13 protein-coding genes are annotated in these 16,694 nt (G+C 42.9%); 4 read left to right on the forward strand and 9 right to left on the reverse strand.

All coding sequences use genetic code 11. The features are described 5' to 3' along the window. Positions 1-97 precede the first annotated feature (97 nt). On the reverse strand, positions 98-1,657 hold the full coding sequence (gene murJ, locus IW644_RS09385; protein WP_269917376.1) for a murein biosynthesis integral membrane protein MurJ: 1,560 nt from the start codon (positions 1,655-1,657) through the stop codon (positions 98-100). 447 nt (positions 1,658-2,104) lie between these two features. Between murJ and rpsT the strand changes: the two genes are divergently transcribed. Beyond that, entirely contained in the window at positions 2,105-2,368 is a 264-nt protein-coding gene (gene rpsT / locus IW644_RS09390; protein ID WP_269917377.1) for a 30S ribosomal protein S20, read from the forward strand. Between the two features lie 106 nt (positions 2,369-2,474). On the opposite strand, the gene IW644_RS09395 is transcribed toward rpsT, so the two are convergent. The 4 genes from IW644_RS09395 to IW644_RS09410 form a co-directional block, all read right to left on the reverse strand. Beyond that, complete coding sequence (locus IW644_RS09395; RefSeq protein ID WP_269917378.1) at positions 2,475-3,227, reverse strand: SDR family oxidoreductase; 753 nt, start codon at positions 3,225-3,227, stop codon at positions 2,475-2,477. Further along, the gene (locus IW644_RS09400; RefSeq protein ID WP_269917379.1) at positions 3,227-4,357 is read right to left on the reverse strand and encodes a phosphotransferase family protein; all 1,131 of its coding nucleotides are present in this window, start codon (positions 4,355-4,357) and stop codon (positions 3,227-3,229) included. Before IW644_RS09400 ends, IW644_RS09395 begins: the two co-directional genes overlap by 1 nt. A gap of 94 nt (positions 4,358-4,451) precedes the next feature. After that, entirely contained in the window at positions 4,452-5,276 is an 825-nt protein-coding gene (locus IW644_RS09405; protein ID WP_269917380.1) for an SDR family oxidoreductase, read from the reverse strand. Between the two features lie 17 nt (positions 5,277-5,293). Next, positions 5,294-6,187, reverse strand: a complete 894-nt coding sequence (locus IW644_RS09410; protein WP_269917381.1) for a bile acid:sodium symporter family protein — start codon at positions 6,185-6,187, stop codon at positions 5,294-5,296. 104 nt (positions 6,188-6,291) lie between these two features. Here IW644_RS09410 and IW644_RS09415 point away from each other — a divergent pair, with 104 nt between their 5' ends. Further along, positions 6,292-7,197: a LysR family transcriptional regulator gene (locus IW644_RS09415; RefSeq protein ID WP_269917382.1), complete on the forward strand. Its 906-nt coding sequence runs from the start codon at positions 6,292-6,294 to the stop codon at positions 7,195-7,197. A 51-nt stretch (positions 7,198-7,248) separates the two neighbouring features. Here IW644_RS09415 and IW644_RS09420 read toward each other — a convergent pair whose 3' ends face one another. Beyond that, positions 7,249-9,267 (reverse strand): hypothetical protein, encoded by a 2,019-nt coding sequence (locus IW644_RS09420; protein ID WP_269917383.1) that lies wholly within the window; start codon positions 9,265-9,267, stop codon positions 7,249-7,251. A 300-nt stretch (positions 9,268-9,567) separates the two neighbouring features. Here IW644_RS09420 and IW644_RS09425 point away from each other — a divergent pair, with 300 nt between their 5' ends. Both IW644_RS09425 and IW644_RS09430 read left to right on the forward strand, forming a co-directional pair. Continuing rightward, the gene (locus tag IW644_RS09425; RefSeq protein WP_269917384.1) at positions 9,568-10,365 is read left to right on the forward strand and encodes a UDP-2,3-diacylglucosamine diphosphatase; all 798 of its coding nucleotides are present in this window, start codon (positions 9,568-9,570) and stop codon (positions 10,363-10,365) included. Between the two features lie 193 nt (positions 10,366-10,558). Then, positions 10,559-12,277, forward strand: coding sequence for a GNAT family N-acyltransferase (locus tag IW644_RS09430; RefSeq protein WP_179984030.1), 1,719 nt, complete (start codon positions 10,559-10,561; stop codon positions 12,275-12,277). Positions 12,278-12,347: 70 nt separating this feature from the next. Here IW644_RS09430 and dapE read toward each other — a convergent pair whose 3' ends face one another. From dapE to hupB, 3 genes are all read right to left on the reverse strand, one after another. After that, positions 12,348-13,523, reverse strand: a complete 1,176-nt coding sequence (gene dapE, locus IW644_RS09435; RefSeq protein WP_269917385.1) for a succinyl-diaminopimelate desuccinylase — start codon at positions 13,521-13,523, stop codon at positions 12,348-12,350. A gap of 616 nt (positions 13,524-14,139) precedes the next feature. Beyond that, on the reverse strand, positions 14,140-16,032 hold the full coding sequence (locus IW644_RS09440; protein ID WP_269917386.1) for a SurA N-terminal domain-containing protein: 1,893 nt from the start codon (positions 16,030-16,032) through the stop codon (positions 14,140-14,142). Positions 16,033-16,344: 312 nt separating this feature from the next. Further along, complete coding sequence (gene hupB, locus IW644_RS09445) at positions 16,345-16,617, reverse strand: nucleoid-associated protein HU-beta (protein WP_012518978.1); 273 nt, start codon at positions 16,615-16,617, stop codon at positions 16,345-16,347. Between the last annotated feature and the right edge of the window lie 77 nt (positions 16,618-16,694).

Genomic DNA, 16,694 nt, shown 5'->3' on the forward strand with positions numbered 1-16,694 from the left:
ACTGCTAGAAATTCAAAGCTCGCGATTATAGCCGACCACGAGCACAATACCAAGCACGCGCACTATTCCCGCGCTGTCGGGTTACCCTAATTAAAAATTACTCGCCACCGCTTCTAAAGTGCCTCGGACGCATGCCCAGCACAACCATAGATGTCATAAATAGTATTACCGATAGCGAAATGGTTATCCCTACCTCTAACATTTGGGCTGAAAGCGATAAATCAAAGAAGGCTAAGCCTTGGTCTCGATAGTAAATAAGCCCGCCCATGGCAGCACTTGAGAGTACCACGCGCGCTATAAACAGAACCGATGTACGACTAAGCGCAAACACTCCTTGACGGTGAAGCGTTATATAGAGCAAAGCAGCGTTTAGCGTAGCTGACATGCTAGTCGCAATAGCTAACCCTACATATCCAAAAGGTATAGCAAGGACTACGTTAAACACCATGTTAGCGACCATACACCAGATACCAAATTTCACCGGCGTTTTAGTGTCTTGTCGGGAATAAAAGCCTGGCGCAAGAATCTTAACCAGCATAAAGCTGAGCAAGCCAAATGAGTACGCAGTAAGCGAGTAAGAAGCCATAATGGCCGTTTCTGCAGTAAATGCACCGCGTTGGAATATAACGGTTAAAATAGGCCTTGCCATAACGCCAAGCCCTACTGCTGCCGGAATGCCTAACAAACACACCATGCGAAACGCCCAGTCGATATTCGCAGCAAACGCTTTGGGGTTATTACTTACATGATTTCTAGACAGCGTAGGTAAAATAACTGTGGCAATGGCAATACCAAACAGCCCTAAAGGAAACTCAAGTAGCCTGTCTGAATAGTACAACCAGCTTATTGAACCGGTAACTAAAAAGCTGGCGATAAAGGTATCAAACAGCAGGTTAATCTGTCCTACTGACACACCGAATAATGCGGGGATCATAAGGGTACGCACTTTAACCACATTTTCGTCGTGCCAACCCCACTTCGGTTTAACCAAAAGCCCAGCTCTGAACAAGAACGGTAGTTGAAACAAGAACTGCACAATACCGCCAATAAACACTCCCCAAGCGAGAGCGTATGCAGGCTGTTCCAATTCAGGTGCTAAATATATGGCACACGAAATAATACATACATTTAGTAAAACAGGAGTGAAGGCTGCAACGGCAAATTTGTTGAGGGTATTGAGTATTGCGCCAGCCAACCCTGTTAAGGAGATAAATGCTAAGTACGGAAAAGTGATTTTTAGCATGGTTGATGCAAGCACAAACTTGTCGCCAGCTTCATCGCCTTCAAGCCATGCCACAAACCAACCGGTACCAAAGAGGGCTGCCAAAACAGGTGATGCAACAACGCCAATAATAGATACCACAAACACGATAGCGCCTAACGTACCGCTAACCTTCGCAACAAATTCTCTTAGCTGCTTTTTATCGTCGTTTTCGTGAACTTCGGTTAACACCGGAATAAACGCTTGTGCAAATGCGCCTTCCGCAAACAGGCGACGTAAAAAGTTGGGAATTTTGTTAGCAAAGAAAAATACATCAGCAGCTGCCCCATCGCCCATAAGCTTGGCCACAACAACGTCGCGTACTAGGCCCAACACCCGCGATAACAAGGTCATAATACTGACAATAAGACCAGATTTTATTAACTTCCGTGACACGTCACACTTCCAATAGAGGTAAAAATAGGCTGAACAGCAAACAGTTTTTAAGCGTAATTAAAGACGTCTGCTACGCGTAAAGCGACAACAAAAGGTTGCGAGCGAGTCATAATAGCGAAAGCCTATGGTCTACGAAACGATTTATTCAAAATAGTTGTGCACCTTTATGAACTTTCTTGCTATAATCCGCGCCCGATATGGGGTGCTGTTGTTTATGCATGTCTATCGCTTAAATGTCCTGAAAGAATATCGTTATGAATCTCTTTCAAAAAATGTCGCAGAGAAATGTCGCAAAGAATGTGCAACGTGTTGAGCATACTTTGTGTTCAATAGCTTGCGCGTTTTAACGCGGAACGATTTAAGTTTTAAATCGTTTGACATTTGGGCGTTTGGTAGGCACAATCCGCACCCTCGTTTTTGACATGAATTTATTTTGGGAGTTACACCTTGGCTAACATTAAGTCTGCTAAGAAGCGTGCAATCCAAGCCGAAAAGCGTCGTCAGCACAACGCTAGCCGTCGTTCAATGACTCGTACAAGCATCAAGAAAGTTATCGCTGCAATTGCAAGCGGTGATAAAGAAGCGGCACAAGCTGCACTTACTGCTGCTACTCCAGTACTTGACAGAATGGCTACTAAAGGCTTGATTCACAAGAACAAAGCTGCTCGTCATAAGAGCCGTCTAGCTGCACAAGTTAAAGCACTAGGTTAATCTTTACGATTAGTAGTTAAAAAAGCGCCTTTCGGCGCTTTTTTTGTATCTGCTCTATAATACCAGTGGGCAAAGACAACTAACTATGCAGACTGGTATTACTTACTCAACTCATTTTTCTTATTGAGCTTGCCGGTGCAATACGCATGATCCAGTGAAGAATTGCCCAAGGCCAGCTTGGCACAAAGGCATTCGCTTTTTCTTTATTGATTGCGTTGACCATAGCGCGACAGCCCACATCGGTATCAACAATAAACGGCACCTTCTTAACTTTTTCATTTATCTCACTGCGAATAAAACCGGGGTGAATACAGGTGACTTTAATCGGCGTATTCATCACATCCATTCGAATACCTTCTGTCATAGACGTTAGGCCTGCCTTCGTAGCGGCGTAAACAGTCATAGCTCGTCTAAACCCACGTACAGCACTTATTGATGAAATTGTCACTAAATGCCCACTGTTTTGTGCTTTGAAAATAGCCATTGCCGCTTCACATTGCGCTAGCGCCGACACAAAGTTAGTTACCGCCGTTTGCTTATTGGCATGGAAATACCCTGTCCCAATTGACGCGCCCTTTCCCATTCCTGCGTTCACAATAACTCTATCTAGGGTTCCCATGTCAGCTTTGAATGTGTCGAACACTTCAAAAACCGCATCGTGATCATTGACATCCAGCGAGCGAATATACACGTCAATGTTTGGGTTAATTGAATGCAATTCTTCTTTCAATTTTTCTAAATTCTCAAAGCGCCTTGCGCATAAGGCTAAGTTACAACCCTGTTTGGCAAACTCAATCGCCATTCCCTTGCCTAAACCAGAACTCGCGCCCGTTATCAGAATATTGCGTCTTGTTGTCATTATCGTTTTCCTGATGCTTTGATGGCCTTATTACAACGCCACATTAAGTAATGAATAAAGATCCAAAAGTTTTTGAACGCCGGATTATTGGTTTGCTTGTGGTGATAGCGATAGTAAATTTGCTGTGCAATACCAGCTAAACGGAAAAGCCCGTAAACCTCATAAAAAGCAAAATCTTCAACATCTATCTCCATTTCCTTACAGTAATACGCCACAACTTGCTTACGTGTTAGCATTCCCGGTAAGTGAGTTGGCTGACGACGTGTAGATTGTGCTAATAAATCATCATCAGCTTGCACCCAATACGCCAAGGTATTACCTAATTCCATAAGCGGGTCACCCAAGGTAGCTAACTCCCAATCAAGAACGCCGATAATTTGGGTGTAGTTGTCCGGCTTTAACACCACATTATCGAACCTGAAGTCATTATGCGTAATACAAATGCGTTCTTGGTCAGGCATGTTGTTCTCTAGCCAGCGCATAATTTTTTTACCCGAAGGTACGTTCCAGGTTTTTGCTCTACTATAGCGCTCGCTCCACCCGCTAATTTGTCGCTCAATGTACCCAGCACCTTTCCCTAAGTGTTCCAGCCCCGCTTTTTGGTAATCAACCTTGTGAAGCTCAATCAAGCTATCAAGTACATTCGTGCAGAGCTGCTTGGTTTGCTGTTCGGTGGTGTTCAAGCCTTTAGGTAAGTTCTTGCGGGGTATCACACCGGTAAACTTCTCCATCACGTAGAACTCAGTGCCAATTATGCTTTCATCTTCGCAAAGCCCAAGCATCTCTGGTACATAACGATAAACAGGCTTTAAGGCGTGCTGTAATCGGAACTCTCGCACCATATCGTGGGCCCCTTTAGCTTTTGTACCTGCGGGTGCTCTGCGTAAAATTAATGACGTTTGTTGGCTGTCGTCTTGGTTACTGTTTTGATAGTCCAAGCAATACGTCCAATTGGAAGCGCCACCGGAATATTGGGTTACTTTAGGCAATGTCTCGCTGCTTTTTATAGCAGCAGCCATGGTTGGACTAGATGCGTTAATATGTTCTTTAAGCCAATTGTGTACAGCGCCGACGTCTAGCTCTTCCCCTGCTCGCACGCTATCCGCTTTATCTACTACCTGTTGTTGCATATATCGTTCTTCTTTTACTCTTTTGCTAAACGCTTATTTAAAGCTGGTCATTGGTAAGCATTTATTCGAAACAAATTTTGTCTATCTTTATTCTTTAATTGTGTTTTTCCATTGCTCGTTTCATCGTTTTAGTTTGATTGAGCATATTGCTTATATAGCGCTGAGTGGGTAACAACTTTTTCAATAAGAACGCCCGTTTGCCTAACTTGTGAGTGAGGATAAGGAATTTTCCTTGACTGACTTGTTGATATATTGACTCTGCCACCTCTTCTTTAGTCATATCTGCCTTAGCGAAAAACTTGTTAATCATCTTATGCGAGGCCGGGTTGTTGCTTCGCATCGACTCATCTAAATTTGTTTTGAAGAAACTGGGGCATACCACACTAACGTTTATATTGTCTGGTGCCAGTTCCAACTTCATTGTTTCAGAAAACGATACTACAGCGGCTTTAACTGAGTTATAGCTTCCCATATAAGGAATCGGCGTAAGCCCTGCTTGCGAGGCAACGTTAATAAAGTAACCACTGCATTGCTTGCGCATTAACGGTAATAGCGCACGACTCACTCTCACCATGCCTAACACGTTAATATCGAATACCCATTGCCACTGCTCGATAGTCTCGTCTAAAAGACTACCGCCCGTAGCGACCCCAGCGTTATTAAACACATAGTCCACGCCGCCCCAACGAGTTTCGATAGTTTGCGCTAGGGCTTTAACGTCATTGTCGGAGGTTATATCGCAGTGTACATAAAACGCATTTGCACCTTGTGCAGAAAGCATATCTACCGTTTCATCTCCCCTCTCTTGGTTAATGTCTGCAATGCAAATACTTATATCTTTGCTTACCCATTTTTCCGTCCATTTTAGGGCAATGGCCTGACCTAAGCCGGTAGCACCACCGGTAATCAATATACGCATTATGTGTTTCCTAATTATTATTTCACGAGTACTTTTGGCGTTGTTTTCACAGCTATCTTTGCATTTCGTTTTGCCCACAGCGCTAATAAGGCAGGACCGATGTACATTGCTATACCGTAAACACCTGGGGCAATCGCATAGTCAGGCGCTTGTAAAAAGGTAATACATATAAGCATGGCGAGTGCCGCGTTTTGCACGCCTATTTCAATAGCAAGGGTAAGAGAGTCTTTAAATGCTAATGCAGAGATCTTGGCAAGTACCAACCCTAGCAATACTGATAAAAGGTTTAACGCTAAACAAACTAGAAAGGCACCTTCGAAAGATGTCGCTAGGTTATCTCTTTCTGAGACAAGCACTCCGATAATCATAAGCAACATAAAGTACATCGAAAATTGTCGAAAAAAGTTTTCTGTTTTCATAGCGAAGCCACTTTTAAAATGGCGAATAGCCATACCAATTATCACTGGGAATATTGATATACCTACTAGCCCTGTCACCGTTTGAATAATAGAAAACTCAGGCGCGTTTTCTTTTACAAAGTAGTTAAGAGCAAATTGAATAATAAATGGCGTTGTGAGCACGCAGGCAATGGTTGAAATTGCGGTTAAGCTAACCGAAAGGGCTAGATTGGCTTTTGCAATATGGCTGATTAAATTACTGGTGGTTCCGCCAGGGCATGCAGCCAAAACCATTACTCCCACGGCAATATAGTCGGGCACCCCAAACGCAATACATAAACCTAAGGCTAACAAAGGTAATAAGACAATTTGACCTATAAAGCCTGTTATTACCGCCCTAGGCGCTTTAATCAATCGGGCAAAGTCTGCAAGGGTTAGCGTTAGCCCCATACCAAACATAACAAATGCCAACGCTAGAGGTAACAACACCTCGGTAAGTACAGATGCCTGCATGCACACGCCCCTTACAAAAGAAACCTTTTATTAACATTTAAGCCAGTGTACCCTGTTTATCAATAAATAAAAATGATAGCTTATTATGCGAACCCATAAATATTATGCATGGAAAAATAGATTTTAATTTATTCGTAGTGCTACGTGCGGTCTATGAGCACGGCAGCATTACTAGAGCCGCCAATGCGCTGCATATTACTCAGCCTGCGGTAAGTCATGCGCTCAGTAGGCTACGAGAAAAATTTGATGACCCATTGTTTACGCGCCATGGGCGACAAGTTATTCCTACCCCGTTCTGCCAAGGCATCATTACGTCGGTCGTTACATCAATTGAAACCCTTGAAAATACGTTAAAAGGCAAAGTGGACTTCGACATAGGTGATAAACCACGCACAGTTAACCTTGGAATGCGTGATATTTTAGAATCTATATTTTTTCCAACGTTAATTCCTGAACTTGTTCTAAACACCCCCAATATCACGGTAAATAGTAGACAGGTAACTTGGCCCGAACTTGCGCCAGCTCTTTCTAATAAAGAGATTGATATCGTAATTGATGCTCTTGTTCCCAACAGCAGTGAGATACGTTCACAATTTATCTGCGAAGAAACCTTTGTGGTAGTATGCGCGCCAACGAATCGCTACTTAGACAATCCCAGTATTGAAAACTACTCAGTTGCACAGCATGCGCTTGTGTCTTTAAAAGATTCTAAACTAGACACTGTTGATCTCGCCCTTGCTCAACACAATTTGCATCGAAAAATATCCTTACAATGTGAGCACTACTTTGCCGCTGTTAATGTAGTGAGTCAGTGTGACCTTTTGTTAACTATGCCAGCACGCTTTGCACAGCAATTTAGCGACAGATGTAATATCGAGACTTTGCCTCTTCCGTTTGAAGTACCTCCTCTTCCCGTGCACATGTACTGGCACAAAAATGCGGATGAAGATTTAGTAAATATTTGGATGCGGGAGAAGCTTTTAGAAGTAGCAAATAAATTGGGGCTATAGAAAAGCCGATACACTAAGGTATCGGCTTGTACTCTCTTCAATTTATCAGAGTTAAAGAATTGGAAGTGTTAACTTACCCGATGCATTTTCGCCAGCTTTTGTTTGATACTCATAACTAAAAGTCGCACTGACAGGATTTTCCGCCGTGTTGTCCTCTAGATATAGGCTGATTCTATCTCTGTAGATGTATTCACCATCAGCTACTGTCGTACCACTTATATACGAAGTATAAGCCTGATTAGAGATACTTTCATTTTGAGCCACGTTTATCGCAAGCAAACGCTGCATAGAAATGTTTTCATCTCGAACTAGCTCATATCTATTCACAAAAGCGTATTCGTTTCCATTTTCAGTGTAACTTTCAAAATTAATAATAAGGTAATTAAGTGATTCAACTGAGGTTGGCAGTAGAATACTCACTGAATTACCAAAATTATTTGCCGAGTTTGCAACCCCGGCTGTATTTTCACTAACGATAACTGAGCCATTAGAATAGTAATTGCTGTTATCTAATTTTAGCGCGTTGATATCGAACTCTGCCGTTTCATCAGCGGGGGTGGTAAATGAATAATCATCACCACCAATATTTGCTGAAACACCATCAGAGGCTGGAGAAACTTCACCAATTGCAAAACGGTAGTTAGTGTTAGTTTGTAATTCTGTTGCTGGAGAAAACGTGTGCTTAACACCACCAAGGTCCACGCTCTGGCTAAGCTCTACACTTGCCTCTTCACTTAAAATATAAGTGTAACCATTAGGAACGCTATCATCAGCAGACTCGTTGCCGCGAACAATTGAAACTTCGTCGAAAGTTAGGCTAACCTCGTCCAGTTCTATGTCAACAGCTTCGCTGTAATACACTGAATAGGCAAAATTAGACGGGTTAACATTCGTAGTAATAACTTCAACGGTTGCTTGGGGCTCAACTTCAGTAGGAACTAGGACTAAGTTAATAATCTCAGAGTCAGCTACTGTGTAATAGCTATTTGACTCAAACCCACTTGTACTAACGTTAATTGAAGTTTCACCTGTGGCATAACGTGTTGAACGACTGAGGTTAATACTGCCTGTTGAATAGGTGATATCACCAACCTGGAATGAGGACATTTCGAACGAAATACCACCATCAAATGGAACGACCAACTCATAAGAGCCATTTTCTTCATCATATTCAGACGTGTACGTTTCCTCTGACGTATCCATCATGAACTCAGCGCCTGCGATAGGCTCGCCCATACTGTCAATCAGGCTTATTACAACAGTTTTCTCTTCTGCTGTAACTTCATCGTATTGACCAAGGCTGATTTCCTCTTCTGAAAACTCACTTGCATCGTAAATAAACAGTGTATCGCCAGATATGTTTACATTGTCGTTGTTAGTGAAATCGAAGTCAGCTTCTCCGTCGTTATCTATGTCAATATTCGCACGTAGTGTAACGTTTAAATCACGTGGCAAAGTAATTTGGTAAGTTTGTGATTCTTCATTGAATTCGCTTTCATGGGCAAAATCAAATACGCTGCTGGTAGATGCCCCCGAAAAAGAAAAACCAATAAAGCTAAGTCCACCGACTGCTTCGCCGCTTTCCGTTTCCGTAACGCTGAACTCTACCTCAACAGGTGTAGATACTCCTATGATACCAATGTCGTCATACCCTTCCCCTGAGCTCACAGGGCCAGTGGTAATAAAAAATGCGCGTTCTAAGTAACTTTCATCAGAGGAAGAAACTACAACGGTAAGGTCAGCACTCGCTGGTAAGCCTTCTAAGTTAAAACCGCCATTCTCTGAGGTTACACCTTCAGCAACCACTGTATTTCCTTGATAAACAGCGACGTTTAAGCCCACTAAAGGTATATCAGTGCGTGTATCAACTACTGCACCTGCCAGCGTAACCGAAGTTTGATTATTTTCGATTTGCTCTGCAAGGAGGTTGTTTTGTTCAGTAAGTACAGTATTTTGTTGATTAAGCGCGTCAACAACTCCGTCGTTACTATCGTCATCAACTTCAATACACCCTGTCAGAACGAGGGATACAAAAAGTGGGATCGGGGCGAGCTTTTTATTTATTTTCATGAGTGGCCTCTTAGTTTTTACGTTACATCAAAACAGAAACTAAGGACGAAGAGAGAACGAGAGGATATTAATAACGGTCTGAATACTGAGACGGAACTACCTTGTACGTTACGAAACTTCATCCTTGAAACATCAGAGTATCCGATTCGAATTTTAATTGCATGTAATTTATAACGATAATTGCCGCCCCTTTCTTATACTTTAGACCAAGTTTGTAACACAATGGTCAAGCAAGCGTCACGGTAGTGTCAATTTGCAGACCTATAGTGACGGTCCAAGGCATCGCTTTGGGAAACCGCTATGAAAAAGACACACTATCGAACACTTTGGCTTTCAGATATTCACTTGGGAAACCGTGATTGCAAAGCTGAATACTTACTTTCCTTTCTAGATAGCATCACAGTAGATACCTTATATTTGGTGGGCGACATTGTTGATATGTGGCAAATGACCAAACAATTTCGATGGCCAAAAGCCCATAATCAGGTTATGCATAAGTTTATGCAAATGAGCCAAGAAGGTACTCGTGTGGTGTACTTACCCGGCAACCATGACGAACCAATTCAGTCATACTCTGGCATGGCTTTCGGTGATATAGAAATAGAGCGAGAGTTGGTGCACACCACAGCACAAGGGAAGCGTTATTTAGTCTTACATGGCGATCAGTTCGACGGTGACGTGACCATGGGCAAGTTCCATGCGTGGATTGGCGATAAAGGTTACGACCTATTGCTCTTTTTAAATCGCGAGTTTAACCGACTTAGAGCGTGGCGAAAACGTGAATACTGGTCACTGGCAGGTTATATCAAAAAGCACATCAAAGGTGCGAATGAAGCCATTGCTCGCTATCGAGAGGCATGCTGTAAGCGCGCAGAAGAAATGGGATTGGATGGCGTAGTGTGCGGACATATTCACCACCCTGAAAGTAGTTTTGAAAACAGCATTCACTACATTAATGATGGCGACTGGGTTGAGAATTGCAGTGCATTGTCTGAAGACATGGATGGTAATTTATCCCTTATCCATTACCTCGATTCATTAGAGTCAGCCACAGTAACATCCATTGCAGCCAAGACGTCCCGTTCAAAAGCAGCATAGTTACCGCATCTTTTAAAGGGGGGCACTTATAGCCCCTCTAATGCTTTTACTGCACGCATCTGCTCGTAACCAACTTGTCGAGCCAGCACTCATAACATCTTTTTAACACTGTCAAATAACTGCCATCAAAGTGTGTAAAAAGCGTCATATTGTCTTGCTATTGTTCGCCAAAACCGAAAGAGAAACAGGTTCTATGTTTACTGTAAACGACGTACTGAACAAGCATTATCCTCAAGTAGCGAACAACCCTATTCTGTTTAAATCGCTGTCTTTCGTATTAAGACACCTACTCCATGAACGTGAAATTACAGAGTTTGGTGAAACCTACCCTCACTATGAAGATATTGATTTTGTCGAGCAAGTGTTGGAATACTTCAATATCAGCTATTCCACCCGCGATGTAGAAAAAGAGCGAATTCCTAGTGAAGGGAAAGTAGTGATCATTGCCAACCATCCAATTGGCTCGCTTGACGCTCTTGCCTTAATTAAGCTAGTAAGTGAAGTGCGTCACGATTTGAAAGTGGTCGCTAACGAAATGCTTATGGCAATCGAGCCCCTTCACGAAATGCTGCTACCGGTTAACAACATGCAAGGCGGTACACCAAAGCAGCATTTAACCGCTATTCAATCACATCTAAATAGTGATGGTGCCATACTTATTTTTCCCGCAGGCGAAGTCTCTCGTTTGCGCCCGCAAGGCGTTCGTGACACCAGGTGGCACACAGGTTTTTTACGTATTGCGAAGCAGGCGAAAGCGCCAATACTACCAGTTTATATTGATGCTAAAAATAGCCCACTTTTTTATGGCGTGTCCATGGTATACAAGCCACTCGCCACTGCCCTGCTGGTAAAAGAGATGTTTAAACAACGCAAAAAGCACTTGCCCATGCGCATAGGTGAACTCATCCCTTTTGAAGCATACCAGCAAACGTCTATTCCGCTGAAAGAGCAGGTAAAGCTGTTTAAGCGCCATCTATATCGAATAGGGAACAATAAAAAAGGCGTATTCGAAACACAGGCTTCTATAGCTCCTCCAGAAGACAGAAAAGAACTGGCTCGAGCTATGCGAGAATGTGAGCACCTTGGAGAAACAGGTGATGGAAAATCTATTTACTTATATCAGCACAAAAGCTGCTCGCCTATTATGCGTGAGATAGGTCGCTTACGAGAGGTGGCATTTCGCGCAGTGGGCGAAGGCACTAATAAGCGCAGAGACATCGACCAATACGACTCTTATTATTATCATCTTGTACTTTGGGATGATAGCGATTTAGAAATCGTGGGCGCTTATCGTTTTGGTGATGCAGAACTTTTGACCGCACCCGACCACCCTACCGGACTCTATTCAGCAACTTTATTTAATTACAGTAAAAACAACGAAAGACTATTTAAGCAAGGCTTAGAGTTAGGTCGAAGCTTTGTCCAGCCTCGCTACTGGGGCAAACGCAGCTTAGATTATTTGTGGTTTGGTATTGGGGCATTTTTAGGTCGCTACCCTAAATACCGGTATCTTTTTGGTGCGGTATCCCTAAGCAATACCTATCCTGAGCCCGCTAAAGATCTACTGGTACAATTCTACACTACGTATTTTCCTGCGAAGTTCGGGGAAGCGACCTGTAAACGCCCTTATCAAATGGCGCAAGATTCCTTGCATCAGTTCACAGGTAGCGATTATAAGGCCGAATTTACGCAGTTAAAGCATCTACTAGCTAACATGGGCGTTAACGTGCCTACGTTGTATAAGCAATATTCTGAAGTGGCTAAAGATGGTGGTGTGGCGTTCCTTGGATTCAATGTCGACCCAGATTTTAACGACTGCATTGATGGCTTGGTAGTGGTTGATATGCAAAGTCTTACCGAGAAGAAACGCAAACGCTATTTGACCGATATTCAACTTAAAGCCACGGCTTAAGCTTAAAACTGTATAAGGGAGCGTGTTACATACGCCCCCTTCTTCGATTTACTACGAATATCTGTATCAATTACCTACCGCCAATATTTTTAAGAATATCCGTATAGATATCTTCAAGTGTGAGTAAATCCGATAAGTGAATGTGTTCGTTTACCTGATGAATAGTGGCATTGGGCACACCTACTTCAACAACCTGAGTACGCTCACTCGCAAAAAAGCGCCCATCTGATGTTCCGCCAGATGTACTTATTACCGGATAACGACCGGTAGCCCCCTTAATAGCTTTCTCAACGCAAGTTATTAAGCACTTTTCTGAATCATTATTGGGGCTGCTTAAATACGCTTCGCAAGGCCTTGAAAAGCTAACTTGGGCCTGTACATCGACATTCTTGATAATATCGCGTAGTAGTAAAGACAGGCTGTTTTGATTGAACTGCCACGAATACCTAACATTGAATTCTATCCGTACTGAGCTAGGCACTATGTTATCAGTAAAGCTTCCTGTATCCATGTGTGTTATTTGAATTGTAGTGCCAGGAAAGTCATCGCTTCCCGTATCAAATGGATAGTGAGTTAGTGCATTAACCACACTACTTGCTTTATGAATAGCATTAACCGCGGTCTTTGGGTAAGCCACATGGCCTTGTTTGCCAGTAATGTGAATAGTGCCAGAAAGTGAGCCTCTACGGCCTATTTTTATCGTATCACCGGTTCTTGTAGATGCAGAAGGCTCGCCTACTAAACACATATCAAGCTGGACATTTTTAGACGACAAATATTCAGCTATCCACTTTGAACCCCATTCAGCTTCTCCTTCTTCATCACTGGTAATTAACCACCAGAAAGACATATTGCTAGGATCTAAAGAGGCAATGGTTCGCTCTGTTGCTGCTAGCATAGCTGCAATGCCCGTTTTCATATCGGCAGCGCCTCGCCCGTAAAGTTTATTTTCACTTATAACCGGGCTAAATGGGGGTGATTTCCATTTATCGATAGGGCCTGGAGGCACTACATCAGTGTGGCCACTAAACGCTAAATGAACAGGCCCCTGCCCCCATCTGGCGATGAGGTTTTTAACGCCATTTATCTTATGTTTCTCACATATGAAACCAAGTTTTTCAAGCTTATAGATTAGATAGCTTTGACAACCCGCATCCATTGGAGTGATAGACTCTCTTGCCATTAATACTTCGGCGAAGTGAATACTGCGCGCTGGCGCTAAAGAAGGTAAAGGCTGAATTGACATTCACGTAACCCAATTTAGAAACATGAGTCTATTACACAAATTTAAAATGACACACTAATAACAGATTTGCGACAAAGCCATGACAGCAAAGCCAAAGCCCGTATTGCGTGTATGGAAGAAAAAGAGACTACTGCAGGTGCATGAAAGTTTCCACGGGCCTACCTAATGTTTGTTTATAGCTGCCCACATTGATATAAATAGAGCACAACTTAAAAGAAGGCGTCACCGTGTTAAAAATAATTGTTTTAATACCCCTTATCTTGTCATTACTTTGGTTTGGTTATTTGCAGGCAAACAAGTATACCCTTGAACAAGGCAAGCAAGGTTTCCTTTACATATTCGTGCTATCTGGCGTCATTGCGGCGTTTTATACACTCATGTTGTTTTTAACAAATTAGCTCTTTTTTACTTATAGAATTGCTACCTATGTGCCAACCCAATATAGCCCATGGGTTTAGTAAGTAGATTTACCGAGGTGTTAATTACGCTGCTGTTCCCGTTAAACGACCATCAAGGGAAAGAATAAAACCGATCAAAAAAGCCAGCTCTTATTTAAGCTGGCTTTATATCATTTATTTAATTGTTGCCACCCGTCAATCGAGTGGCTCAATTCTACTTACAATGACTCAGAAATAGTCACGTCAGCATTTGCACGAAGCGCATCGATGTACTGCTGATAAACCCGTTGACCTTGTACTTGCGCAAGGCGTTGTTTCAGGTTTTCACCTAGCTCGGCTTCAAGTTCAGGTGCAGCATTTACGCCTTCTAGCATAACAACTGCAACATCGCCGTTAACTGTTGTTGCTACGTCAACCTTATCTTCACCTTCAAGGCCCAGTGAGAAAAGCGTATCAACCAATGCGCGTGCTAGTGTAGCGCCTGCTCTTGGCACTGCTGCTGCCGTTTCCCAGGCTACAGATTTTTCTGCTAATTCACTTTCAACGCTTTCACCCGCACGTACTTTCTGTGCAATGTCGAAGGCCCAAGCTTCTGCTGCTTCTTTCGCTTTTTCCGCTTTTACTGATGCTTCAATTCCTTCGCGAACTTCATCTAGTGACTGAGTACGTTGTGGTTGATGCTCAATAACACGCGCAACAACAACTGTTTCGTCATCAAGTTCAATAATGTCGCTGTTAAGGCCTTCTTCAACTAGCTCTGATGAGAAAGCAACATCCAGCAAACCAGGGAAGCTTAGTTCTGCAGGCGCCGTATTTCGGCTGAAAAGCACAGACTCTTGTATAGGTAGATCTACAGCATTAGCTGCGTCTTCAAGTGTATCTGGCACCTCAAACGCAATCTCAGCTAGGGTATTTTGAAGCTCAAAGTACTTTTCCATCGCCGCATCGTAAAGAAGGGTGTCGCGAATTTCGCTAGCCACTTCATCAAATGATTTTACTTGCGCTTCTTTGATGTCTGTTAACTTAATAATGTGAAAGCCAAACTCGGTCTCAACAACGTCAGATACATCACCTACATTTTCTAAAGCAAAGGCAGCTTCATCGAACGCTGGGTCCATCATTTCAGGTGTAATGAAATCTAGGTCACCGCCGTTCTCAGCCGAGAAGGTGTCATCAGAATTTTCTTCAGCAAGTACTGCAAAGTCAGCGCCGTTATCAAGCTGAGTTTTTAATGACTCTGCTTTTGCTTTTGCAGCATCTTGGTCATCACCGGCTTCGATAAGAATATGTGAAACGCGGCGTTCCTCTTCAGTGCCATAGCTTCCAAGGTTATTGTCGTAATAAGTACGTACTGCTTCTTCATCTACAGAAACGCGACCTTTCAGGTCTTCAACGCTTAGTTTTACATAAGCCAGTTTCACCTGCTCTTCAGTATCGAAAGAGGCAATATTATTGTTGTAGAAGGCTTCTATGTCTGCGTCTGTTACTTCGATAGAACTAGCAAACTCGTCAGAGCTCACTAATACGTATTTTGCATCACGAGTTTGGCGTTGAAGGGCATTAGCTCGTTGCACTTCGCCATCTAGAGAAAATGAAGAATTCGTTAACGCTGCCGCCAACTGATTCTGAGTCATCTGCGTTCTTAGGTAATCGCGGAAATCTGCAACTTGAAAACCATTTTGGCGGAGAATAGCTTGGAAACGCTCGTTATCAAACTGACCACCAAATTGAAATTCTGGCATTTGCACTATCGTTTCACGAATCTGTTCATCGCTTACACGCAAGCCCATATCGGTAGCTTGTTGCTGAATCAGCTTTTCAGCAATAAGTCTGTCCAGTACATTTTTTCTAAAATCTGCGAGATATTGTTCGCTAGAGAAAAGCTGCGCGATGCTTTCGCCGTACTGTGACTCCATTTGTGCACGCTGGTTTTGGTATGCACGTTCTAGTTCTTGTGCCGAAATTTCTTCGCCGTTGACAGTTGCTACTGCTGTAGTACCTGATGATGTTAGGTAACTACCAACACCTGCGAATACGAAACTTAAAACGATAAGCGCAATAATCGCCATCGCCCAAGGGCCTTGAGAACCTTCTCTGATTCTTTCTAGCATGATTGTTCTTCAACTCCGTTGCTTACTACAATTACCCTTATCTATCACCTGCTGGCGAGCTCAAGGTAAAATAAGCGATGATTATAACCCAATGCAGCCGAATATAAACGTCAAAACACACTATTTGTAATGACTTTCGTCAAGTTAAAGCGCTTCACTGACATGTATGAAAATCGGCATGCCTAAAGGGGAAATTCTTACTCTTGAAATATTGGGGTCAGAGTCGTTACTCTGACCCCAATATTGAATTCTTTGCTTTAGAAATAAAAAAGGCGATGGACTAGCCATCGCCTTTTTCTATAATTTTTTTGCTTAGTTACAAGCGTCTTTCAGTGCTTTACCAGCTTTGAAAGATGGAACTTTCGCTGCTGAAATCTGAATAGTCTCACCAGTTTGTGGGTTACGACCACTGCGAGCTGAACGTTCGCGAACTGAGAAAGTACCAAAGCCTACTAGTGCAACTTGGTCGCCGTCTTTTAGCGCCGCAGTTACTGAGTCAGTGAATGCGTCAAGAGCGCGGCCAGCAGCTGCTTTAGAAATGTCTGCACCAGCAGCGATTTGGTCGATAAGTTGAGACTTGTTCACAATTAGATCCCCTTCGATTGTTATTATACTGTTTGTCCAAAACGATTTTGCTTGAACGTTATAGCAAGCTTGATCGT

Origin of the sequence: Alteromonas sp. PRIM-21 (genome assembly GCF_027563165.1) — a bacterium.
Lineage (GTDB): Bacteria > Pseudomonadota > Gammaproteobacteria > Enterobacterales > Alteromonadaceae > Alteromonas > Alteromonas macleodii_A.